Source organism: Streptomyces sp. NPDC057939, assembly GCF_042887545.1.
In the GTDB taxonomy this organism is placed as follows: domain Bacteria; phylum Actinomycetota; class Actinomycetes; order Streptomycetales; family Streptomycetaceae; genus Streptomyces.
Genome location: NZ_JBHVPG010000003.1, coordinates 15,161 through 36,603, shown reverse-complemented (window position 1 = coordinate 36,603; position 21,443 = coordinate 15,161). Strand labels below are relative to the sequence as shown.

Annotated in this window: 28 protein-coding genes; 14 read left to right on the top strand and 14 right to left on the bottom strand. The window is 73.4% G+C overall.

Annotation, left to right across the window (positions count from 1 at the left end; genetic code table 11):
* Positions 1–161: 161 nt before the first annotated feature.
* Both ACFVS6_RS04495 and ACFVS6_RS04490 read right to left on the bottom strand, forming a co-directional pair.
* The gene (locus ACFVS6_RS04495; RefSeq protein ID WP_389700554.1) at positions 162–347 is read right to left on the bottom strand and encodes a hypothetical protein; all 186 of its coding nucleotides are present in this window, start codon (positions 345–347) and stop codon (positions 162–164) included.
* An 80-nt stretch (positions 348–427) separates the two neighbouring features.
* A complete protein-coding gene (locus tag ACFVS6_RS04490; RefSeq protein ID WP_389700553.1) occupies positions 428–1,054 on the bottom strand; it encodes a TetR/AcrR family transcriptional regulator in 627 nt (208 codons plus the stop codon).
* Between the two features lie 126 nt (positions 1,055–1,180).
* Here ACFVS6_RS04490 and ACFVS6_RS04485 point away from each other — a divergent pair, with 126 nt between their 5' ends.
* Positions 1,181–2,137, top strand: a complete 957-nt coding sequence (locus ACFVS6_RS04485; protein ID WP_389700552.1) for an alpha/beta fold hydrolase — start codon at positions 1,181–1,183, stop codon at positions 2,135–2,137.
* 57 nt (positions 2,138–2,194) lie between these two features.
* Here ACFVS6_RS04485 and ACFVS6_RS04480 read toward each other — a convergent pair whose 3' ends face one another.
* Positions 2,195–2,473 carry a hypothetical protein gene (locus tag ACFVS6_RS04480; protein ID WP_389700550.1) on the bottom strand — a complete coding sequence of 93 codons (279 nt, stop codon included), beginning with the start codon at positions 2,471–2,473 and terminating at the stop codon, positions 2,195–2,197.
* A gap of 102 nt (positions 2,474–2,575) precedes the next feature.
* Here ACFVS6_RS04480 and ACFVS6_RS04475 point away from each other — a divergent pair, with 102 nt between their 5' ends.
* The 3 genes from ACFVS6_RS04475 to ACFVS6_RS04465 all read left to right on the top strand — a co-directional run bounded on the left by ACFVS6_RS04475 (position 2,576) and on the right by ACFVS6_RS04465 (position 4,916).
* Complete coding sequence (locus ACFVS6_RS04475; protein ID WP_389700548.1) at positions 2,576–3,634, top strand: helix-turn-helix transcriptional regulator; 1,059 nt, start codon at positions 2,576–2,578, stop codon at positions 3,632–3,634.
* A 76-nt stretch (positions 3,635–3,710) separates the two neighbouring features.
* On the top strand, positions 3,711–4,634 hold the full coding sequence (locus tag ACFVS6_RS04470; RefSeq protein WP_389700546.1) for a GyrI-like domain-containing protein: 924 nt from the start codon (positions 3,711–3,713) through the stop codon (positions 4,632–4,634).
* 60 nt (positions 4,635–4,694) lie between these two features.
* A complete protein-coding gene (locus ACFVS6_RS04465; protein WP_281207973.1) occupies positions 4,695–4,916 on the top strand; it encodes a hypothetical protein in 222 nt (73 codons plus the stop codon).
* A gap of 48 nt (positions 4,917–4,964) precedes the next feature.
* On the opposite strand, the gene ACFVS6_RS04460 is transcribed toward ACFVS6_RS04465, so the two are convergent.
* From ACFVS6_RS04460 to ACFVS6_RS04445, 4 genes are all read right to left on the bottom strand, one after another.
* A complete protein-coding gene (locus ACFVS6_RS04460; protein WP_389700545.1) occupies positions 4,965–5,777 on the bottom strand; it encodes an ABC transporter permease in 813 nt (270 codons plus the stop codon).
* On the bottom strand, positions 5,774–6,820 hold the full coding sequence (locus ACFVS6_RS04455) for an ATP-binding cassette domain-containing protein (protein ID WP_389700544.1): 1,047 nt from the start codon (positions 6,818–6,820) through the stop codon (positions 5,774–5,776). Before ACFVS6_RS04455 ends, ACFVS6_RS04460 begins: the two co-directional genes overlap by 4 nt.
* A 105-nt stretch (positions 6,821–6,925) precedes the next feature.
* Positions 6,926–7,345, bottom strand: a complete 420-nt coding sequence (locus ACFVS6_RS04450; RefSeq protein ID WP_389700543.1) for a DUF2809 domain-containing protein — start codon at positions 7,343–7,345, stop codon at positions 6,926–6,928.
* Positions 7,346–7,408: 63 nt separating this feature from the next.
* Positions 7,409–7,774, bottom strand: coding sequence for a hypothetical protein (locus tag ACFVS6_RS04445; RefSeq protein WP_389700542.1), 366 nt, complete (start codon positions 7,772–7,774; stop codon positions 7,409–7,411).
* Positions 7,775–7,963: 189 nt separating this feature from the next.
* Between ACFVS6_RS04445 and ACFVS6_RS04440 the strand changes: the two genes are divergently transcribed.
* Positions 7,964–8,308 (top strand): SCO4225 family membrane protein, encoded by a 345-nt coding sequence (locus tag ACFVS6_RS04440; protein WP_389700541.1) that lies wholly within the window; start codon positions 7,964–7,966, stop codon positions 8,306–8,308.
* A 40-nt stretch (positions 8,309–8,348) separates the two neighbouring features.
* On the opposite strand, the gene ACFVS6_RS04435 is transcribed toward ACFVS6_RS04440, so the two are convergent.
* Both ACFVS6_RS04435 and ACFVS6_RS04430 read right to left on the bottom strand, forming a co-directional pair.
* A complete protein-coding gene (locus ACFVS6_RS04435) occupies positions 8,349–8,864 on the bottom strand; it encodes a hypothetical protein (RefSeq protein WP_389700539.1) in 516 nt (171 codons plus the stop codon).
* Between the two features lie 128 nt (positions 8,865–8,992).
* Positions 8,993–9,658, bottom strand: a complete 666-nt coding sequence (locus tag ACFVS6_RS04430; protein WP_389700537.1) for a GNAT family N-acetyltransferase — start codon at positions 9,656–9,658, stop codon at positions 8,993–8,995.
* A gap of 232 nt (positions 9,659–9,890) precedes the next feature.
* Between ACFVS6_RS04430 and ACFVS6_RS04425 the strand changes: the two genes are divergently transcribed.
* Positions 9,891–11,132: a winged helix DNA-binding domain-containing protein gene (locus ACFVS6_RS04425; protein WP_389700535.1), complete on the top strand. Its 1,242-nt coding sequence runs from the start codon at positions 9,891–9,893 to the stop codon at positions 11,130–11,132.
* A 182-nt stretch (positions 11,133–11,314) separates the two neighbouring features.
* Positions 11,315–12,286 carry a uridine kinase gene (locus ACFVS6_RS04420; protein WP_389700533.1) on the top strand — a complete coding sequence of 324 codons (972 nt, stop codon included), beginning with the start codon at positions 11,315–11,317 and terminating at the stop codon, positions 12,284–12,286.
* Here the strand turns inward: ACFVS6_RS04420 and ACFVS6_RS04415 are convergent.
* The 4 genes from ACFVS6_RS04415 to ACFVS6_RS04400 form a co-directional block, all read right to left on the bottom strand.
* Complete coding sequence (locus ACFVS6_RS04415) at positions 12,217–12,462, bottom strand: hypothetical protein (RefSeq protein ID WP_389700531.1); 246 nt, start codon at positions 12,460–12,462, stop codon at positions 12,217–12,219. The genes ACFVS6_RS04420 and ACFVS6_RS04415 overlap by 70 nt on opposite strands.
* Positions 12,463–12,638: 176 nt before the next feature.
* A complete protein-coding gene (locus tag ACFVS6_RS04410; RefSeq protein WP_389700529.1) occupies positions 12,639–13,175 on the bottom strand; it encodes a DoxX family protein in 537 nt (178 codons plus the stop codon).
* A 139-nt stretch (positions 13,176–13,314) separates the two neighbouring features.
* Complete coding sequence (locus ACFVS6_RS04405) at positions 13,315–14,181, bottom strand: hypothetical protein (RefSeq protein ID WP_389700527.1); 867 nt, start codon at positions 14,179–14,181, stop codon at positions 13,315–13,317.
* Entirely contained in the window at positions 14,178–14,540 is a 363-nt protein-coding gene (locus ACFVS6_RS04400) for a PadR family transcriptional regulator (protein WP_389700526.1), read from the bottom strand. Before ACFVS6_RS04400 ends, ACFVS6_RS04405 begins: the two co-directional genes overlap by 4 nt.
* A 235-nt stretch (positions 14,541–14,775) precedes the next feature.
* Here ACFVS6_RS04400 and ACFVS6_RS04395 point away from each other — a divergent pair, with 235 nt between their 5' ends.
* From ACFVS6_RS04395 to ACFVS6_RS04380, 4 genes are all read left to right on the top strand, one after another.
* Positions 14,776–15,225, top strand: coding sequence for a hypothetical protein (locus tag ACFVS6_RS04395; RefSeq protein ID WP_389700524.1), 450 nt, complete (start codon positions 14,776–14,778; stop codon positions 15,223–15,225).
* A gap of 37 nt (positions 15,226–15,262) precedes the next feature.
* Positions 15,263–16,306 (top strand): phosphotransferase family protein, encoded by a 1,044-nt coding sequence (locus tag ACFVS6_RS04390; RefSeq protein ID WP_389700523.1) that lies wholly within the window; start codon positions 15,263–15,265, stop codon positions 16,304–16,306.
* Between the two features lie 218 nt (positions 16,307–16,524).
* The gene (locus ACFVS6_RS04385) at positions 16,525–16,728 is read left to right on the top strand and encodes a cold-shock protein (protein ID WP_328929665.1); all 204 of its coding nucleotides are present in this window, start codon (positions 16,525–16,527) and stop codon (positions 16,726–16,728) included.
* Positions 16,729–16,944: 216 nt separating this feature from the next.
* Positions 16,945–17,484 carry a 2'-5' RNA ligase family protein gene (locus ACFVS6_RS04380; RefSeq protein WP_389700521.1) on the top strand — a complete coding sequence of 180 codons (540 nt, stop codon included), beginning with the start codon at positions 16,945–16,947 and terminating at the stop codon, positions 17,482–17,484.
* A gap of 21 nt (positions 17,485–17,505) precedes the next feature.
* On the opposite strand, the gene ACFVS6_RS04375 is transcribed toward ACFVS6_RS04380, so the two are convergent.
* Positions 17,506–18,045, bottom strand: a complete 540-nt coding sequence (locus ACFVS6_RS04375) for an EF-hand domain-containing protein (protein ID WP_389700520.1) — start codon at positions 18,043–18,045, stop codon at positions 17,506–17,508.
* Positions 18,046–18,424: 379 nt separating this feature from the next.
* On the opposite strand from ACFVS6_RS04375, the gene cseB reads away from it, so the two are divergent.
* From cseB to ACFVS6_RS04360, 3 genes are all read left to right on the top strand, one after another.
* Positions 18,425–19,165: a two-component system response regulator CseB gene (gene cseB, locus ACFVS6_RS04370; protein ID WP_389700518.1), complete on the top strand. Its 741-nt coding sequence runs from the start codon at positions 18,425–18,427 to the stop codon at positions 19,163–19,165.
* Positions 19,166–19,169: 4 nt separating this feature from the next.
* Positions 19,170–20,426 (top strand): sensor histidine kinase, encoded by a 1,257-nt coding sequence (locus ACFVS6_RS04365; RefSeq protein WP_389700516.1) that lies wholly within the window; start codon positions 19,170–19,172, stop codon positions 20,424–20,426.
* Positions 20,427–20,669: 243 nt separating this feature from the next.
* A complete protein-coding gene (locus tag ACFVS6_RS04360) occupies positions 20,670–21,389 on the top strand; it encodes an ABC transporter ATP-binding protein (protein WP_389701120.1) in 720 nt (239 codons plus the stop codon).
* Positions 21,390–21,443 lie beyond the last annotated feature (54 nt).

Genomic DNA, 21,443 nt, shown 5'->3' with positions numbered 1-21,443 from the left:
CGAGGCGCCCGGTAGGCGATCCCGCCGCACCGGGCGTCGCGCGGCCGCCCGTCGCGCGGCCGCCCGTCGGCCGACGACGGGAGTTCGGCGACATGGCCCGGGGGTGGCACCCGGACCCCGGCTCACGCCGCCCCCGCGGCCCGTTCACGGAACGCACCGGCTCAGCTGGGGGGATGCTGTCGCGGCGGTGGGTCGTGCTCGGGCAGGAGCCCGAGGATGTCGAGGAGCGTGTGGAGGTCGGCGCGGTCGGTGGCGTGGGCGGCGACGGCCCTGCGGGCCGCCGCGCGGTCGCTCTTTCCGAACGGGGCGAGCAGGGCGGGGTCGTCACAGCCGAAGGGGTCTTTCATTCCGCTGATGCGACCAGGCTCCCGGCCGGTTCGCAGCCCGGCTTGCTCCAGTTGGCCGCCGGGGCGGCCCCGCGCGCGGGTCAGGTCGCGGGGCCGACGGGTGCCGGGGCGGTGAAGATCCGGTCCAGGTGGTGGTTCAGGACGGCGACGGCCGATTCCGGGTCGCGCTGGCCGACGAGGATGCTGGTGCCCATCGTCGCGGTCATGGCCAGCAGGCTGACCGCCTCCGTACGGGCGTCGACGCCGGGGTCGGCCAGGTCGTCGTCCTGGGCCTGCCGGATCAGGCTGGTCAGGGCGTTCTCGGCGGCATCGGGGTTGGCGATGAACGGCTGGGCGGCCAGCGCCTCGTCGGTCACCGAGAGGATCGCGTAGGAGCTGTAGAGGAGGTGGAACGTGCGGCTCTCCTCGTCGGTCGGGAGGGAGGCCAGCAGCAGTGCCTCCACGGTCGCCCGGGGCCCCGGGTCGGGGCCGACGGCGGCGAGGCGGGCGCCGACGCGCGCGGTGAAGCGCTCGGTCAGGTGCTGGAGTCCGTAGAAGAGCAGGTTCTCCTTGGTCTGGAAGTAGTACTGCACGAGCCGGAGGGAGACGCCCGCCTCGGCGGCCACGTCGCGCATGCCGACGGCGTGCAACCCCTGACGGCCGGCGACCCGGACGAGCGCCTCGGCGATCTGGGTCCGGCGTTCCTCGTGGTCCACGCGCTTCGGCATGTGCAGCGTCTCCGCCCGTCGATGTTCGGTCCGGCACCACGACCGGCCCGGACGCTTCATGGTACCGCCGTACCATCGACATGGTACGGTCGTATCACGAAGGATGGATCTTCCCGGAGGTGCCCCGTGCCCGATACCACGACCACGACGACGACCCGGCCGCGCCGCGACATCGGCCGCTACGCGAACGACACCTTGCGCGACCGCTACTTCGCCGCCTGCGACGCGCTCTACGCGCTCGGCGCCCCGACCCGTTCCGAGACGGACGTCGAGACGAGCTTCGGCACCACGCACGTCTACCGCTACGGCCCGACCGACCCCGCCGCCGAATCCCGTACGCCGATCGTCCTGATCCACGGCGCGGGCTACTGCAGCGCCATGTGGTACCCGAACACCCCCGGGCTCAGCGCGGAACGCCCCGTCTACGCGTTGGACACCCCCGGCGACGCGGGTCGCAGCGTCCACCGCGAGCCGATGTGGCAGCCCGAGCGTGCCGCGCAGTGGCTCGACGAGGCCCTGGACGCGCTCGGCCTCGACCGCGTCCACCTCGTGGGTTCCTCCTACGGCGGTTGGCTGGTCCTCAACCAGGCCCACCGCGGCCCCGACCGGATCGCCTCCGTCACCGCCCTGGACCCCGGCGGCCTGGAGAGGGTGGGCCTGCGCTTCTTCGCCTGGGTCTTCGTGAGCCTCTTCGCCAGCTTCGCCCCCAAGGCGCTGCGACCGCGCCTCGCCGCCTGGCTGGAGCAGCCTGCGCTCGTCGTCCCCGAGCTCCGCACGTTCGTGCAGACCGGCGCCCGGGCGTTCCGGATACGCCGCCCGGCGCCGCTCCCGCTGGCCGAGGACGCGCTGCGCTCCATCAGCAGCCCGCTCTACCTGATCATGGGGAGGCGCAGCCTGCTCGTGCACCCGCAGCGCCAGCTGGAGCGGGTCCCGCGGCTGATCCCCGGAGCCCGGGCCGAGATCATCGCCGCGACCGGGCACGGGCCCCAGATCGACCACCCCGACGTCGTCAACGCCCGCATGCTGGCCTTCATGGAGGACGTCGACTCCCGCGACCCGCACCCCGGCCGCGACGACGCGTGACCCGCACGGCGGGTCACCCGTCGGCGGCGCACCTTCGGCAGCGAGCTCCGGGCGTCCTCAGATGATGTGGATGCGCTCCAGGGCGCCGGCCGCGTCGCGGATCATCAGGTCGTTGCCCTTGGCCCGCTCGCGCTCGATGAACCCGAGGAGCAGGACCGCCCGGTTGATCACGTCCGACTTGCTGACGCCGCTCTCGGCCGTGAGTTCCGAGACGACGGTGACCGCCGGCGGGCAAAGGGTCACCGAATAGCGCTCGCTGTCGGGATGGGAGGGGAGTGCGTCCATGGCATTGCCTTCCTGGTCGAACAACTGGTGCACCAATGTTGCACCAGACATGCGCGTCAGCGCACCGTATTTGCATCGACAGTGCGCGAAGACGCGCTCGCGCGCGGGAGAAGAGGTCAGGAACCGACCGCTTCCCGGGGCAGCATGGAGGGCATGCAGAAGACCTCGGCGCGACTGCTCTCGCTGCTCTCCCTCCTCCAGGCGCGCCGGGACCGGCCGGGCGCCCTCCTGGCGCAACGGCTCGACATCAGCCCGCGCACCGTGCGCCGCGACGTCGACCGGTTGCGCGAACTCGGCTATCCCGTGGTCGCGTTCAAGGGCCCCGACGGCGGCTACCGGCTCGACGCCGGCACCGAACTGCCGCCGCTGCTGTTCGACGACGAGCAGGCCGTCGCCCTCGCCGTCGTACTCCGGAGCGCCGCCACGAGCGGCGCGGGCATCGAGGAAGCGGCGGCGCGCGCTCTGACCACCGTTCGACAGGTCATGCCGGCACGGCTGCGCCACCGCGTCGACGCGCTCCGGATCACCGCCGTGGAACGGCCCGGCGCCACTACGGACGCCCCCGTCCCCGGCAGCGTCCTCGTGACGCTCGGGGCCGCCGTCCACGCCCGCGAGGTCCTCCGTTTCGACTACGCGACACCGGGCCCGACGCAGGACGCAGCGGGAGGGGCTCCGGCCGCGCCCCCGCCGCGCCGGGTGGAACCGCACCACCTGGTGACCCGTGCGGGCCGTTGGTACCTCGTCGCCTGGGACCTCGACCGGGAGGACTGGCGCACCTTCCGCGCGGACCGGATCACCCCGCGCATCCCCACGGGCCCCGTGTTCCTCCCGCGGGAACTTCCCGCGGGAGCCGACGTGGCGACATTCGTCGAGGGCCGCTTCCGGGGCGCGGACGCCTCGGGGGAGTGGCCCTGTCGTGGCGATGTGATCCTCGGCCTGCCCGCGACCGTGTTCTCCCGACACGTCCGCGACGGACTCGTCGAGCCGATCGGCCCCGACCGGTGCCGGCTCGCCCTCGGCTCCTGGTCCTGGTCCGGCCTGGCGGCCGCCATCGGCGGGTTCGACACCGACATCGAGGTCGTCGGACCCCCGGAACTGCGGGAGGCCTTCGCCCGTCCGGCCCGCCGCTACGCCACCGCCGCGGAGCCCGTGCCTGCCGTACCCGCGGCGGGTCGCCCGCGGCAGCGACCCGCCGGAACCCACCCGACATGATCGGGCACAGGATGTCGGGTGCGGCCGGAGGCCCGTTGCCTAGCGTGGTGATCGCAAGAGAGGAAGGTGACCGGGCGTGTTGGACCGACTCAACCAGGTCATGGAGCACATCGAGGACCACCTCGACCGGCCCGTCGACGTGGCCGAGCTGGCGCGCGGCGCGGCGACCTCCGAGTACCACCTGCGCCGGATGTTCTCCGCCCTGGCGGGCATGCCGCTGTCGGAGTACGTCCGGCGGCGGCGCCTGACCGTCGCCGGAGCCGAGGTGCTCGCCGGACGCGAACCACTGCTGGGCATCGCGGTCCGGTATGGGTACGGCTCCGGGGAGGCGTTCGCGCGGGCGTTCCGCACCGTGCACGGCGTCGGCCCGGGCGAGGCCCGCCGCACCGGCACCGCGCTGGTCTCCCAGGCCCGGCTCACCTTCCGCCTCACCGTCGAAGGGAGCAACAGCATGCGGTACCGCGTAGTGGACAGGGAGGCCTTCACCGTCGTCGGTTTCAAGGCCCGGGTGCCCCTGGTGCACACGGGCCCGAACCAGGCGATCATCGACTTCGTCCGAGGCATCGACCCGCAACGAATGGAGCCGGTCGAAGCCCTCTCCGACCAGGAGCCGCAGGGCATCGTGGCCGTCTGCGACGATCTCGATCCGAGCCGCGCGGAAGGCACGGAACTGGACTACTACCAGGGCGTGATCACCTCGGCGCCGGCCCCGGAGGGAACCACCTCCCTGCCCGTACCGGCGGGGACCTGGGCCGTGTTCACCACCTCGGGACCGGCGCCCCAGGCCATCCAGTACCTGTGGCGGGACGTGTTCACCCAGTGGTTCCCCTCCAACCCGTACCGGAGCCGCCCCGGCCCCGAGATCCTGCGCACGCACTTCTTCCCGGAGACCTCCGAGGCCGACGCCGAGCTGTGGCTCCCGGTGGAACGGGAACCGGGACGGGGCGGGCCCGGGCCGGCCTCCGGCCCCGCGGGGGAGGCGGGGGAGTCAGCCCGCTGATCGGCGGGTAGTCGTCCTTCGAACGGATTCGGAACAGCCGGCGGTCAGGGGGTCGCGCACATGTCCCGGAGCAAGGTTCCCGACTACGTGACCGGCAGGCACGGACCGCACTGGACGCATTCCCTGCGCGCGGCGCAGCGGGCGGGCGCCGTGATCGTCGCCGACGATTCCGGCGAGCCCGTCCGCTACGCACGCGCGGACGGCGGCCCCGGCCGGTTCCGCCCCTGGATCGACGTCCACGGCACCCGCTACGACAGCCACGACGTCCACCCCGAGTGGTGACGCGTCCCGCGCGCCCGAGCCGCGTGCGCCGCGCCGGGGCGCGCCGGGTCAGCGGTCCTGCGAGCGGTACGCGCGCATCGCCAGGGGCATGAACACCACCGCGATGCCCACGGCCCACACCAGCGACCACATGATCGGACGACCCGCGGGAGCCCCGAGCAGCAATCCACGGACGGCGTCCGACAGTTGCGTGACCGGATTGACCTCCACCCACGCCTGAAGCCAGCCGGGCATCGTGTCGACGCGGGCGAAGGCGCTGCTGGTGAACGTGATCGGGAAGATGAAGGTGAACGCGTAGACCTGGACCTTCTCGGGGTCGCCCGCCATCATCCCGATGAGCACCGCCGTCCACGAGACGGCGGCGGCGAACACCAACAGCAACAGGGCCGCGGCGAGGAACCCCGCGAAGCCCCCGGTGACCCGGAAACCCAGCAGCACGCCCAGGACGACCATCAGGACCATGGCCCACAACTGCTTGACCAGGTCGGCCGCTATCCGCCCGAAGAGCGGCGCCGACCGCGCGATGGGCAGACTGCGCAGCCGGTCGAAGACGCCCTTCGTCAGGTCCGTGTTCAGGGACATGGCGGTGTAGGTGCTCATGAAGAGGGTGTTCTGGACGATGATTCCCGCGAGCGCGTACTGGAGGTAGTCCCGCGGGGATCCCGCCATCTGCCCACCGAAGACGTAGGTGAACAGGAACACGAACATGATCGGCGTGATGCTGTAGTCGACGAGCTCCAAGGGGTTGTGCTTCACCGAGACCAGGCTGCGCCACGCCATGGTGGCGGTCTGCCGCACGGCGGCCAGGGGGTGCACCCGGCCGCCCCGGCCCGTGCCCCGGGCGATCGTCAGGCCGGTCATGACGGGCGTCCCGTCCGCAGGGGCGTTCCGTCGGGGCCCGCGCCGGTGTCCTGAGCACCGGTGTCGTCCGCGCCGGTGTCGCGGGGGTCGACGTCGGGCGGCGGACCGCCGGGCACCGCGCGATGGCCGGTCAGGACCATGAACACCTCGTCGAGCGAGGAGCGTCGAAGGATGAGCTCGCCGACCTCGATACCCGCCCGGTCCAGCCCGCGCACGACCGCCGGCATCAGCGCCGGGTCGGTGACGGGCACCGTGATCCCATCGCCCTCGATCTTGGTCTGCGGCCCTGCCCGCTCACTGATCAGCGCGTGCGCCGCGCCCAGGTCGGCCGACCTGGCCGGCCGCAGCTCCAGCACCTGACCGCCGACCTGCGACTTCAGCTCGTCGGGGGTGCCGTCGGCGATCACCGTTCCCTGGTCGATCACCACGATGTGATCGGCGAGCCGGTCGGCCTCGTCCAGGTACTGGGTGGTCAACAGGGTCGTCATGCCCTCGGCGACCAGGACCCGCAGCATGTCCCAGACCTCGCCGCGGCTGTGCGGGTCGAGTCCGGTCGTGGGCTCGTCGAGGAAGAGCACCTGCGGTCTGCCGACGAGGCTGGCCGCGAGGTCGAGGCGCCGCCGCATCCCTCCCGAGTAGATCTTGGCGGCCCGTCCCGCCGCGTCGGTCAGGTGGAACCGGTCGAGCAGTTCGGCGGCCCGGGCCCGGGCGTCCCCGCGCGACATGCCGAGCAGCCGGCCGATCATGAGGAGGTTCTCCGTGCCGGTCAGGTTCTCGTCCACGGCGGCGTACTGGCCGGTGAGCCCGATCAGGGACCGCACCCGGCCCGCCTCCCGCACCACGTCGAACCCGCCGACCTCGGCGCGCCCCGAGTCCGGCAGGAGGAGCGTGGCGAGGACGCGGACCGCCGTCGTCTTGCCGGCGCCGTTGGGACCCAGCAGGCCGCACACCGTCCCGGCCGGAACCTGAAGCTCGATTCCGGTGAGTGCGCGGGTCTCCTTGAACCGCTTGGCCAGGCCCTCGGCCCGGATCGCGTGCCTCATGGGACCACCTGATTTCCCCGCGGGAAGCGCCGACAGTTCCTCCCACTGTGACCCATGCCACCGACAGCGCGCTTCCCCGCGGCCCTGCGGGCCGGTTCCGGGACCTCAGCGCCGCGGGCGGCGTCGTAGCGCGGTGTGCACGAGGCATCCCGCCGCCGCGCCGACCGCGTACCAGAACAGGTCGGGCGCGTTGAAGGTGGAACCGAGTACGAGGCGGGCGACGACACTGCGCCGGGACAACTCCGCCGGCAACGGGCCGAGCTGCAGGAACTCGACCGCCCAGCTCGCGGCCAGAGCCACCGCGGCCGCCCGCACGGGCGTCACGCGCGGGGCGGCCAGGACGACGAGCGCGAGCAGGAGGACTGTGTACAGCGCGTCCCCGCCGTACTTCGCGACGCCCCCGGCGGCCACCGCCCTGAGCCCGAGGCCCGCACCGACGGTGACCAGCGCGGCCAGGGCGGCGGCCACACGGATCCGCGTCGGGTCGCTGGCGGGACGGTCGGAACCCGCGGACGTGAGGATCACGCGATCATCCTGCCGGACGTCCGAGCGCGGACCGGCGGGGGAGTCCCTCCCGGGACACCCCGGTCAGTGGCGGCCCCTCCACCGGGCGATGAGTTCGGCGGGAGTGCGGGGCGAGGGGTTCCGCTCGGCCGGCCACTCCTCCTGGGGCGTGAGCGGAACGTTCGGCATGAGGTACCGCATGCCGTCCTTCTCCAACACGCACAGGGGCTCGCCGCCGGGGATGTCGGGGCGTTCGAGACGGACCAGGAACCGCTGCGGGCCGGCGCCCGGGATCTCACCCCGCAGGACGGTGGCCTCCGAGCGGCTCGTCCGCCCCGACACCACGGTCTTCCCGTCCACGAGGACCTCGGCGTGACGGTGCCGCAGGTCCCGGACGACGGTGATCGAGTGTCCGTCCTGGTCCAGGTGGAAACGGTGACGGTCCACCACGACGACCTCCCGGGAGATGTGCCTGCCCCCAGCCTATGGCGCCCGCCGCCCCGCCGCCCTTGCTCACCCGCCGTCCTCAGTGGCGTTGAGTACGGGTACTCAGGCGTGGCGCGCGCGGCCCCGCCACGATGGTGATCACCACGCTCGGCGGCGTGCCCCGCCTCCGCGCCGCGATTCCCGAGGAGAAACATGCGTTCCCCGCGCACGGTCGTCCGCCTGACCTTCTGCAACTGGCTCTCCGGCCCCTACCTAGGGCTCGCCTGCCTCCTCCTGCTGGTCGGCGCCGGCGACGACGGGAACCAGCCGGCGGGTCTGCTCGCCCTCCTGCTCACGGCACCGACCGGAGCCGTCCTCATCGGAGCCGTCAACTCGGCGGGGCCGGGGGCGCAAGGAGACGCGGCGATCTGGATCGCCCTCGCGGTCTCGTACCTCTTCCAGGCCTTCCTGCTCGGCCTCCTGGCGCGGGCCGTGCGCCGGGGCCTCACCCGCGCACGGGGCGGCTCGGCCGCCGGCGACCTGCCCGCCGTCGACTGACCGGGACGGGAGGCCGCTGGCGGCGCGGTCCGCGACCGGGTCAGTAGCGCAGCGCCCTGGCGGTCTCGGCCTTCGCCGTTCCCGCGAGCTTGTGGGTGCTGCGTGCGACACCCTGCCCCGTGCCGTTGCCCGCCACGTCGGACACGGTCAGTACGACCGTGTCGAGCCGGTTGCCGCTCTCGTCCTTGTAGTCGACCTGCACCGCGAACGACTTCTTCGAGGCGTCGGTGTTCTTCACCGTGACCGGGACGACGGTGTACCCCTCGCCGTCGGTCGTCACCGCGCCCAGCGTCACCTCGTCCTTGGCGTCCACACCGTTCTTGATCTCCGCGAACCTGTCCTGGGCCACGGCCGCCGCCGACGACGCGGCGTCCGCGGCGGCGGACGCCGCGGAGGACACCTTGGCCCCGGCCGACTGCACGGCCGACGCCGCCTTCGACGCGGCGTCCGACGCCGAGCCCGTCCCGTCGGAGCATCCAGCCGTACCGCAGACCGCCATCACGATCACCGCACCTGCCACCAGACCACGCCTCACCACGACCACCAGCCTCTCCACGACACTCTCCTTGCCGCCCATCCAACGTCCCCCCGCGCCCGCGCCCGGGCCGACCCGGCGACGCAACCGGGTGAACGCCCGACGGGTCGCCGCACCGGTGAGGAGGAGGGCGACGGGGCGGGCCGGCCTCAGCCGCCGGGAGTGGGACGGGCGCCCGGGTCCGGGGCGCGCCACATGGACCACAGGGTCGGCCCGTCATCCGGCAGCCGGATCTCTCCCGTGACCCGGAAGCCGAGCCCTTCGTAGAAGGGGACGTTGGTCGGCTTGCTCGACTCCAGGTAGGCGGCCTGCCCGAGCCGGTCGCAGTCGGCGAGCTGCTGGCGGACCAGGGCCGTACCGATGCCCGCGCCCTGGAAGGCCGGGTCGGTGCCCAGGGTCGGCAGGTACCAGTGCGGGGCGTCCGGGTGGGCCTCGTGCACCGCGTTCTGGACCTCCGCGGCACGCCGCAGCCCGCCCGGACCGAAGACGCGCAGGTACGACGGCATGGCGGCGAGTTCCCGGACCGGGGTGGTGCTCCAGTGTCCCGGCGCCGACCACAGCGCGGCTCCGAGCAGCCGCCCGTCACCGGTCGCGGCCACCCGGACCGCGCCGGTACGCGGCCGTAGTTGCCGTTGGGCCGGCCGGAAGTAGCGGGCGACACGGGGTTCCCGGTCGGACGGGTTGGGGAGCATCCAGGCCATGACGGGGTCGTCGGCGAAGGCGCGGGCGAGCAGCGTGGCGACCGCGCCCGCCTCGCCCCGTCCGGCGCACCGGATGCCGTACCCGGTGGACAGCAGCGCTGTGCGTGCGTTCATGGGGCCACGGTAGGGAGCGCGCCCGGTCACCCCGGCCGCACGCGCGGGGACACGCCGGGCGGGCCCCCCAAGGTGAGCCTCGACGCGTCCGGCGGACGCAGCGGAGCGCGACCACCGGAGGGCGGCGGCGGTGGCTCCCGGCCGTCCCGCCGGCCCCGTCCGCCGGGGGCGTCCGTCGCGAAGAGGGCCGAGCACGTACCCGTCGGCCGGACGGCCGGGCAGAATCCTCGGTGTGATCATCACCGCGCGCGAACTGAACCGGGCGACCTTGAGCCGCCAACTGCTGCTCCGAAGAGAGCCGTTGACCGCCTCCGAGGGGGTGCGGCGGGTGGTCGCGCTCCAGGCGCAGGAACCGGTCTCACCGTACCTGGCCCTGTGGAACCGGCTCGCCGACTTCGCGCCGGCCGAGCTCGACGGTGCGTTCACGGCGCGGTCGGTGGTCAAGGCGACCCTGATGCGCATCACCCTGCACGCCGTGCACGCCGAGGACTACCCGGCGTTCCGCGCGGCGATGCAGCCCACCCTGTACGCGTCCCGGCTCGGCTCCCGGTTCGCCGAGGCGGGCCTGACCCCGGCGGACGTCGACGAACTGCTCCCCGAACTGGTGGAGTTCGCGCGCCGGCCGCGGACCTCCGCGGAGATGCTGGCCTGGACCGAGGATCGGCTCGGCGCGGAGCGGCGGGACGGCGCGTGGTGGGGGCTGAAGGGGTACGCGCCGCTGCACCACGCCCCGACCGGAGCCACCTGGTCCTTCGGCCCCCGCCCGTCGTTCGTCACGGCCGGAGCCGGAGCCGGAGCCGGAGCCGGAGGCGCAGCCGCATCGGACCCCGCAACCGACCCCGGCCCCGACCACGTGCCCGTTCCCCTCCCCGTTCCCGTTCCCCTCCCCGTTCCCGTACCGGCGAGCCGGGAGGCGGAGCCGGGAGCGCTGTGCGCCCTGATCCTGCGCTACCTGGCCGGGTTCGGGCCCGCGTCCGCCGCGGACGTGGCGCAGTTCGCCATGGTGCGGCGGACGGACGCGCACGCGGCGCTCCGAGCCCTCGACGGCCTGGTGGAGCCGCTCCGGGGGCCCGCCGGCGAGACGCTGTTCGACCTTCCGGGCGCCTCCAGGCCGCCCGCCGACATTCCCGCGCCGCCCCGGCTCATGGCCATGTGGGACAGCACCCTGCTGGCCTACGCCGACCGCAGCCGGGTGATACCCCCCGCCTACCGGCCGCTGGTGATCCGGCGCAACGGCGATGTGCTGCCGACCCTGCTGGTGGACGGCCACGTCGCCGGAGTGTGGCGTCCGGTGGACGGCCACGTCGAGGCCACGGCCTTCCACCCCCTGTCGTCCGCCGACTGGGACGGACTGGCCGAGGAGGCCCGCTCCCTGACCGCCCTCCTCGCCGGCCGCGATACGGCCGTCTACCGCCGGTACCACCACTGGTGGTCGAAGCTCCCCGAGGCCGAGACGCGTCTCCTCCGGCCGTAGTCCACGAAACCGGGGACACCGGGGGACCGGAACCGGGCGCGACGCAGCAGCCCCGCGCCGGGCGGGCCCGGTGTTCTCCGCGGGCGCCGTGGCGCACCATGATGGTTCCATCGGCCTGCGTGGTACGGAACGCGCGACCCCGCACGGCCATGTCCGCGAAACCCGGGGGTGAACCGCACACCATGACCGAAGCACCGCCCGACATCGAGGAACTGGCCGCGACCGTTCTCGCCGTGGCCGCCGGACGGGGGCGAGCCGTCCTGCTCGGCATCGACGGCCCCGGCGCCTCCGGCAAGAGCACCCTTGCCGCGCTGCTCGCCGAGCGGCTCGGCCCGGCCGCCGTCGTCCACATCGACGACTTCCACCGCCCCTCGACGGAACGCCACCGCGCCGAACCCCTGTCCGTCGCCGCCCACTTCGACCTGCGGCGGCTCCACGAGCAGGTACTGCGCCCCGCCGCCGACGGCGCCGCGGTGCGCTACCAGCGCTACGACTGGGACCGGGACCGCCTCACCGGGTGGACGTCACTTCCGCCCGGCACCCCGCTCGTCGTGGAGGGAGTCCACGCCCTCCACGCGGATCTGCGCCACGTCTACACCTACCGGGTGTTCTGCGACGCACCCCGGCAGTTGCGCCTGAGCAGGGGACTCGAACGGGACGGCGAGGAGGCCCGCTCGCTGTGGGTCGACGAGTGGATGCCGGCCGAGGACCGCTACCTCGCCGCCCACGCCCCGCACCGCCACGCGGACGTCGTCCTCGGCACCCCACCGGACCTCCCGGGCCCGGAGTGCACGGACAAGGACACCTCCACGGACACCTCCACGGACGCCGGCAAGGACACCCGTACCGACCAGGACTTGTCCGGGCCGTCGCGCCTGCCCGGTTGGCGGCGGAGCGGGTGGCCGGGTCCTGCCGATTGCCGGCCGCCCCCGCCGCCCCCGCCGCTCCGTGCGATCAAGGCGTTCCGGGACGACGACAGGGGCGGTCGACGTGGTGTCGACCGCCCCTGCCCTACCGCTCCCGCACTACGACTGCTGCGGTCCTACTGCTCCACGACCGCCGGCCTTGCGCTGCCGGCGAGGCTTCAGTTGGTGCCGAAGTGCGCGAACTCCGCCCACTCCTTCTCGCCCTGGCTCGCGCAGGTCGAGGTGTAGGCGGGACCGAACGCGGCCGGCACGGCGGCGGCCGACGAACAGGTGGACGCGAAGCTCTTGTGCCCGCCCGAGAAGTAGTCGCTCTCGACGCCGTCGTTCGCAAGGGCAGCGCCGGCGCCACCCAGCAGGATGCCCGCGGCCAGGACGGAGGCGGTGAGGGCAGAGCGCATACGCATGATTTCTCCCAAGAGGATCTTTGGATGACGCGCCAGGAATGGTGCGCGTCGGCCGGTTCAACGTCACGGAAAGGTCACGGGAAACGGCACTTCACTCCAATGGCCCGCACCGCTCCTGACAGGGCCTGCGCCGTCCGTGTCCTCCCCGCTCCGGACGGGCCGGCGGGGCTGTCGCGTCAGTCCCGCAGGAGCAGCACCACGGCGGCCAGCACGACGGCCAGCGCGAGGGCGAGGACGCCGTAGGACACCCGGTGGTGACGCAGCACCGGCAGGAACCGGTCCACGGCGAAGCGGCCCGGGCCGGTGAGGGCGAGCGTGACGGCGGCGGCGGTGATCAGGGCCTCGAACTCGATCCCCTCCATGCCGACCACGTCGCCGGCCCACTTGGTGGTGATGGCATTGATCATGATGCCGACGACGGCGGCGGCCGACAGGGGGGTCAGGAGACCGAGGATCAGCCCCACACCGCCCAGCGTCTCGGTCAGGCCCGCGATCACGGCCATGGTTTCGCCGGCCGGGTACCCGGCCTTGCCGAAGAACATGCCCGTGCTCTTGACGCCGGGGCCGTCGAACCACCGGAACAGCTTCTGGGTTCCGTGGACGAACATGATCGCGCCGAGCACGAGGCGTAGGACGGGCAGGCCGACGTCGAACGGGGTGGTGGTGTTGCGGGTTCCGGCGAGGGGGGCGACGGGGTAGGCGGTCGTGGCCATCGTGGACCTTTCTGTCGGGGAAGTGCTGCCAGCCGTGCCCACAGTGACGAAAGATCGCCTGAAATGCCCGGTACGGTGATGTGCGAGTCGCCGTCCACCCCCGCCCCCGCCCCGGACCGCCCCCTCACCCCCCGGGGCCTCACACCGACGGCCGCGAACCGCCCCGTCGGCGGCGGATGCTCACCGCGGCCGCCGCTGCCAGCAGCATCCCGAGTGCGCCGGGCAGGACCAGGGCTCCCGGGGCGCCGCTGAAGGAGACCAGGGCGACGAGGGGCAGGCCCGCCACGAGAACCGCGGGCGCCGTGCGCAGGCGGGCGAACGCCGGCCGCCCGACCACAAGCAGCCCGGCCGCCACCGGTACGGCCGAGCGCAGCCCGTCGAGCGGGTGGGGCAGCTGCCATCGCGCCGACGCGACGACCAGGACCGCGGTGGCGGCCAGCGCACCGGCGACCGCGGCCGCCGTGCGCAGGCGCGGCGTCGGACGCAGGTCGGGCGGACAGAGCGCGGGCAGGAGCGCGAGCAGGAGCAGCGGGCCACCGGTGACGGCCGCGAACTCCACGCCCATGCCCGGTCGGAACGCCTGCGCGGCGAAGGTGGCGGCGCTGCCCGCAAGTGCGGTCCACGCCCCGACGCCCCAGCGGCCGGTCAGGGCCACCACGGCCCCCACGAGCGCCACGACGGCGCCCAGTCCCCGCAGGACCGTGAGGTCGACCTGCGCGGCCGGGTCGCCCAGGGTGAAGGGGGCGACCATCAATCCGGTGGAGGACAACGCGTGCACACCGACCGCGAGCACCGCGAACGGCGCCACGGCCGCCAGGAACCGTCCGGCGCGTCCGGTCGAGCCCAGGCCGAGCCGCATGCGCAGCGCGTGCCCGGCGACGTCGCCCGCCTCGCGCAACCGTGCCGTCCGGCCCGCGCCCTCGGTGGCCTCGCGGTAGGCGTCGGCGATCTCCTCGCCGAACTCCCGGCGGTATCCGGCCGGGTACAGCTTCACGAGCGCGGTCACGCGGTCACCGCCGAACCGAGACCGTCGATGCCGCCCGGCGCGCCCAGCCCCAGACGACGGGTCGCCTCCTGGGCGGTACGTGCGATCCTGGCCGCCTCCACGGCCAGGACCTCGCGCCCGCGCGGCGCCAACGCGTAGCTGCGCCGTCTGCGCCCGTCGACCACCTCCTCCTCGTGGACGGCGATGAGTTCCTGTTCGAGGAGCCGCTCCAGGGCCCCGTACAGGGTTCCGGTGCGCATCTTCGTGAGGCCCTGGGAGATCTTCTCGACCTCCTGGGCGATGGCGTACCCGTGGCGTGGCGCGTCGGCGATGGCGGTGAGGATCAACAAGGTCGGCTCGCGCAATGGTTGTTCGTTCACGAAGATCACGATAGCTCGGTCACCGACATATGTCGATGGCCGAGCTATCGGAACGTCCGGCCCGTGCGCGAGGGCGGTTCGCGGCGACCGGTCCCAGCGGCGGGCGTCCACCACCGCGGGGAGCTCGCCGCTCGTCGGGCCGTGGTCCAGGGACCCGCCGTCGACCGCCTCGACCATCAGGTCCAACAACCCCTCCGACACGGCCGACCGGAGCTCCGGACGCCCGGTCCCGCGCTTGCCCACCGTCGAGCCTGATCTGCAACTCCTCCCGGTGTGCGCCCTGTTCGTCGGCCGGCGCGAGGAAACACCGGTGGTCGAGCTCCAGGACGGAGAAGAAGCTGACGAAGCCGGCGCACCTGCCGCCGCAGTGGAACAGGTTGGCCGTACGGTCCCCGACCGGGTCGTAACCGGCGCCGTGCATCCGGGTGCCGTGGTCGTCGTAGCTGAACACCGACAGGGGGGCGCGCCGGTGCTGCCACCGCTGCGGAAGTACAGCTCGGCGTCGGCCCGCGCCGACTTCCTCGCCGACCCCTGTACGTCCTCCTTGCCCGGCAGAGGGCCCGCGGGCCCCGACAGGACGACCGGCGCGGCCAGGACGGTGCGCGACAGGTCGGCGATGTCGGTCACGGAGCCCGGGGCGGCGGCGCACACCTTCGTCGAGATGTCCGACGGATACGACCTGTAGGGCACGTGTCGGCTCCGACCGGGCCCACAATGAACCCATGTGGTCACGACTGGTGTTCGGGGACGGGTTGCGGGCCGAGCTGGGAACACCGAGGAACCCCCGCAGGCTGGGCAGCAGCCCCCGTTCGCGCGTGTGGCGCGTCGAGTTGCCCGGGGCGACGGCGGTGGTGAAGCAGCTCGTCGACGGCCCGCAGGCCGACGACCGGTACGCCCGCGAGGTCACCGCCCTACGGCTCGCCGCCCGCGCGGAGACCCCGGTGGCGCCCGCGCTCCTGGCCGCCGATCCCGCCGCACGCGTCCTCGTACTCGAACACCTGGATCATCGACCGCCCCCCGAGGACTGGGCCGTCGGATACGCGTCGGCACTGGCACGCCTGCACGCCACCGCCGGCCCCGCGGACGCGGGGACCCTGCCCCGATGGCGGGGCCCGGACAGCGCCGACATCGACTCGTTCCTCGCGCTGGCCGAGACCCTCGGCACCCGGGTCGCCCCCGGCGTCCGCGGGGAACTCGACGCACTGGTGGACCGACTCGGGCGGGCTCCCGGCCATTGCCTGCTGCACGGCGACCCCTGTCCCGGGAACGACCTCCACACCCCCGGCGGGACCCGGTTCGTCGACTTCGAACAGGCTTCACTGGGCAGCGGCTTGATGGAGCTCGCCTACCTGCGCATCGGATTCCCCACCTGCTGGTGCGTCACGGCGACGCCGACGGCGCTGCTGGAACGCGCGGAGAGCGCCTACCTCGCGCAATGGCGCAACGCGACCGGCTCGGAGATCGGGGCCGCCGAGTTGCGGGACGGTCTCGCCGACGCCTGCGCCGGGTGGCTGCTGCGCGGCGACGCGCTCGTCGAGCGGGCCCGTCGCGAAGGCCCCGACCACCTGGCCCGGATACCGCGCCGGGACTGGAAATGGGGCACGGCTACGGCGCGCCAACGGCTCGTCCACCGGCTGGGGGTGGTCGCCCGGACGGCCGCCGATCGGCCCGCTCTCACCGGAGTGAGCGGCTTGGCGGGCGCCATGCGACGACACGCCTTCCTTCGGCGGCCCGCACTCCGGCCGGTGCCGACAAAACGGCCGTAGTACCCGCCCGCCAGGGCGGTTCATGATCCCCGTCCGAAATTCCGTGCTCGTTGCTCTCTGGTGATGGGCGGTTCCGCCGTGTAGCTTCAGCTCAGCTGTCGTGGTTCGCAGTTCCTGCCCGCGCCCTGGCGTGGGCGTTTTGCTGTGCAGTGCCGGACCAGGGCGATCACCTCCGGGTCCGCGCGGTGCGGATCCGACATCGACTGAGAGGCATGACCATGGCCAGCGGAACCGTGAAGTGGTTCAACTCCGAAAAGGGCTTCGGCTTCATCGCGCAGGACGGCGGCGGTCCCGACGTCTTCGCGCACTACTCGAACATCAACTCCACCGGCTACCGCGAGCTCCAGGAAGGCCAGGCCGTGACCTTCGACATCACGCAGGGCCAGAAGGGCCCGCAGGCGGAGAACATCACCGCCGCCTGATCCACGTCGCAGGTGGTCAACCGCCCCGGAGCCCACGGCTCCGGGGCGGTCCCGCATCCAGGGTCCGCATCCAGGGTCCGCATCCACGGTCCGGATCCGTCGGACCGGTACCCGACCCGGTCGGGAGCCGCTCGGAGCCCCCTTGAGGGCCGATCGCGAGCCGTCTCCGGGCGAAGCCCCTGCGCCGGGCGCCGTGGGGGTGGCACCATCCGTGCCATGGCAGATGACAGCGGCGCCGCCTTCGAGGTGGGCCAGACGGGACTCATCGTCCCGATCCCCGAGGCGGAGCCGATCCTGCGGGGGTGGCGGGACCGGCTCGATCCGTCGGCCGAGGCCGGGGTACCGGCGCACGTCACCGTCCTCTATCCGTTCCTCGGCGCGAGCCGACTGGACGCGCGGGTGGACTCCGCCCTCGCGGACCTGGTGGGACGCCACCCCGCTTTCGACCTGCGGTTCGCGACCTGCGGGCGCTTTCCGGACGTGCTGTACCTCGTGCCCGAGCCCGACGAGCCCCTGCACCGGCTCACCCGGTCGATCGTCGAACGCTGGCCCGAAGCCCCGCCCTACGGAGGCCGGTTCACCGAGACGGTGCCGCACCTGACCGTCGCCCAGGGCCGGCAGGAACCCGTTCTGGACGCCATCGAGGCCGACCTCGCCGGCACGCTCCCGTTCACGTCGCACGTGACGGCCGTCGAGCTCATGGTGTACGACGGGACGCGATGGCGGGAACGGGCGTCCTACCCGCTCGGCGGCTGAGCCGGGTCCGGGTCGGCGCCCTCAGTCGGAGAAGCGGCCGCAGAGCCAGTTGCCCGGTTCCGCGGGGTCGTCGCTGGTCCAGAACTGGAGCCAGAGCTGAGCGAACTCCTCCCGACCGAGGTGGCCGTCGCCGTTCAGGTCGAGGAGCTCGAAGACGCCCGTGAGGTCCGTGGGCTGCCCGTTCCACGTCTCGACGAGACCGCGGTGCTCCTCCGGGGAGATGCGGCCGTCGCCGTTGGCGTCCACGGCGTCGAAAACGGTGTCCGCCGTCGCGGTGACGTCCGACACCATCGCGGGGAGCTGATCGACGAGGGAGAGCAGTTCACCCATGTCGACCGCACCGTCCCCGTTGGCGTCCCCCGCTTCCAGCAGCGCCGCCCACCAGCCCATCAACAGGGCCTCCACCCGCCTGCGCAGATCCGTTCCCGGCCCCACCCCGGGCAGCCGGCTCCACCGGTCGACCAACGCGGTGAAGTCCTCCTCCCGCAGGTAGCCGTCACCGTCCGCATCGAACGCGGCGAACATCCCCCTGAGCTTTCGCTCCTGAAACGCACTGGCCACGAGCGGCCTCCCTCGACGCCGAACCGAACCGTGAACGCCGCCCGATTCCGAGCGGATCGGCGGGCGGCGGCGCCGGTAACTATAGGTCGGCGCGCACATCCGCTCCCACGAGTACAAATGGGCGAGCGTTCACCCCTCCGACCGTGAACCGCCGACGCGAAACCACGCCGCGGGTCGGGCGGGCCCACGGGCTCGCGGGCCCGGTCGTGCATCGGTCGGGTATCGGTGAGCGCTTGGTCGTGCATCGATCCGGGGGTGCGGGGCGTGTTCGCCGTGGGACGCGGTCACCACACCGATGTCTGCCATATCGTTCCTGACAGGTCGCCGCCCACCACCCACCGCTCGTCCGTCCCGCCGTCCGACCAGGAGCCGTCCGCCCGTGTCCTCGCCCGCCCACCCCCCGGCCTCCCCGCAACCCGTGCGCGTGCTGCTGGTGGAGGACGACGACCTGATGCGCCGGTCCTTCACCGTCGCCCTGGAGCGGTACGGCTACCTGATGCGGACCGCCGCGGACGGGCTCACCGGGCTGGAAATCTTCCGCGACGAGGACTTCGACCTGCTGGTCCTCGACGTGATGCTGCCCGGCCTCGACGGCATCGGCCTGTGCCGCAGGGTCCGCGAGACCAGCCTGGTGCCCGTCCTGATGATGTCCGCACGGGGCGACGGGCTCGACGTCGTCGCGGGTCTGGAGGCCGGCGCCGACGACTACGTCGTCAAACCCGTCGACACCTTCGTGCTCGTGGCCAGGATCCGCTCGCTGCTGCGGCGGGCGACGTACGCACCGACTCGCGCCCCCGGGCCGCCCGCCGCCCAGGAGCCGCCACCGGCCGAGGGCGAGCTGCTGGTCTTCGGGGACCTGACCATCGACACCGGCGGTCTGGAGGTGCGCGTCGCCGGCAGTCCGGTGGCGCTGACCCCGACCGAACTGAAGCTGCTGCTGGAGTTCGCGGCCCGCCCGGGGATCGTCCTGGAACGGCACACGCTGCTGCGCGACGTGTGGGAGTACGGCTGGGACGGCGACAGCCGGGTCGTGGACCTGTGCGTGCAGCGGCTGCGCGGCAAACTGGGCCGCGACCGGATCGAGACGGTCCGCGGCTTCGGCTACAAGCTCAGGCGCTGACGCCGTGCCGCCCTCCGTCCCCGGCCCGGGCCGGCGCCGCGTTCCGCTGCGCTGGAAGATCGCCGCGCTCGCCGCGGCCACGGCATGCCTGGTCGTGGCCGCCGTGGGCGTACTGGTCCACCTGTGGACCGCGCAGGACATCCACCAGCGGGCCCGGGCGCAGGCCCTCAACACCCTGTACGCGGCCATGGACGTCCACCGGCGCACCGGAGCACTGACGGACGGCGCGGAACTCGACCCTCCCGCACTGCCCGCGTCCCTGCGGCACCCTGCGGACGGCGACCGCCACACGGCCGAGGACGACCACGTCGACGGGAACCTCGGGCCGAGCGTCTGGGCCGCCCAACGGGTCGGCGGACCGGGCAGCGCGGTACTGGCCTACCGCGTCAACATGAGCCCGGACCTGCACGATCTGCGACGCCTCGACGTGACCATGGTGCTGGCGTCGCTGCTCGCACTCGCGGCCGCCACCCCCCTGGCCGTGTACGGAGCGGGACTGCTGGCCCGGCGACTGCGCCAGGTCTCCGAGACCGCGGGCCGGATCTCCGCGGGGGACCTGGACGCCCGGACCGGCCCCACCGGGGGACGCGACGAGGTGTCCGACATCGCCGCCACCGTCGACCTGATGGCCGACACCCTCAGCCGACGCCTGCGCAACGAACGCCGGTTCACCGCGGACGTGGCCCACGAACTGCGCACCCCCGTCGGCGGGCTGCTCGCCACCGTCGACCTGCTGCCCGCGGGCGAGACGGAGGACCTGCTCCGGGCGCGGGTGCGCGACCTGCGGGGCCTGGTGGAGGACCTGCTGGAGATCTCCCGGCTGGACGGGGGAACCGAGCAGCCGGTCCGCGTCCGCGTCCCGCTCGGCGCCGTCGTCACGGAAGCCGTGGCACGGACCGGCCTGGAGACGGAGGTCACCGTCACCGCCCCCGGGACCGCACCGGCGGTGGAGACCGACCCGCGTCGCCTCGAACGCATCGTCGGCAACCTCGTCCTCAACGCGCACCGGCACGGAGGAACCCCGGTGCGGGTCACCGTCGAGGGGCGGACCGTCGTCGTGCTCGACCACGGCCCCGGCTTCCCCGCCGACCTGCTGCGCGACGGCCCCCGCCGCTTCCACACGGGCGCCACCGAGCGCGGCTCGGGCCACGGCCTGGGGCTGACCATCGCCCTGGGACAGGCCCGGGTCCTCGGGGCCGACCTGCTACTGGACAACGCACCGGACGGCGGCGCCGTCGCCACCCTGCGGCTCCCCGCCTGACGGCCCCCGCCCGACTGCTACGTGGCCGAGCGGCAGCCGATACACGACGGCCCGGACGCCGATACGTTCCCCGGACACCCTTCGAAGTGCACGCGTCGCACCCCGCGCACCTCGCGCACCGCGCGTCTTCCGCACCTGAAGCACCGAAGTGGAGCCCCCGTGACCGTCGACCCCTTTGTCCCGCACACGCCGTTCCCCCCGCACGCGACGGCGACCGGCACCGCGGCCGCCGGCACTACCGACCTGTCGAAGGTCTACGGCAGCGGCGACACCCGCGTCGTCGCCCTGGACCGGGTCAGCGTCTCCTTCCGGGAGGGCGGGTTCACCGCGATCATGGGGCCCTCCGGGTGCGGCAAGTCCACCTTGATGCACTGCGCCGCCGGCCTCGACTCGTTCACGTCCGGATCCGCCCGGATCGGCACGACCGAACTCGGCACGCTCGGCGACCGGCAGCTGACCCAACTGCGCCGCGACCGGATCGGGTTCATCTTCCAGGCGTTCAACCTGCTGCCGACGCTGACCGCGCTGGAGAACATCACGCTGCCGCTGACCATCGCCGGGCGCCGCCCCGACCGCCAGTGGCTGGACCGCGTGGTGTCCATGGTCGGCCTCTCGCAGCGTCTCGGGCACCGGCCCGGACAACTGTCGGGCGGGCAGCAGCAGCGGGTCGCGGTGGCCCGGGCCCTGGTCTCCCGCCCCGCGATCATCTTCGGCGACGAGCCCACCGGGAACCTCGACTCCCGTTCCGGGGCGGAGGTGCTCGGTTTCCTGCGCGACTCGGTGCGCGAGCTCGGCCAGACCGTCGTCATGGTCACCCACGACCCCGTCGCCGCCGGCTACGCGGACCGCGTGGTGTTCCTCTCCGACGGTCGGCTGGTCGACGAGATGACGCAGCCGACCGCGGACCGGGTGCTCGACCGGATGAAGGCGTTCGACGCCCGCTCCCGCTCCCGCACCGGCTGACACCGGGCCGACGGCGACTGAAGCCGGCCGACACCGGCAGACGCCGCCCCACTC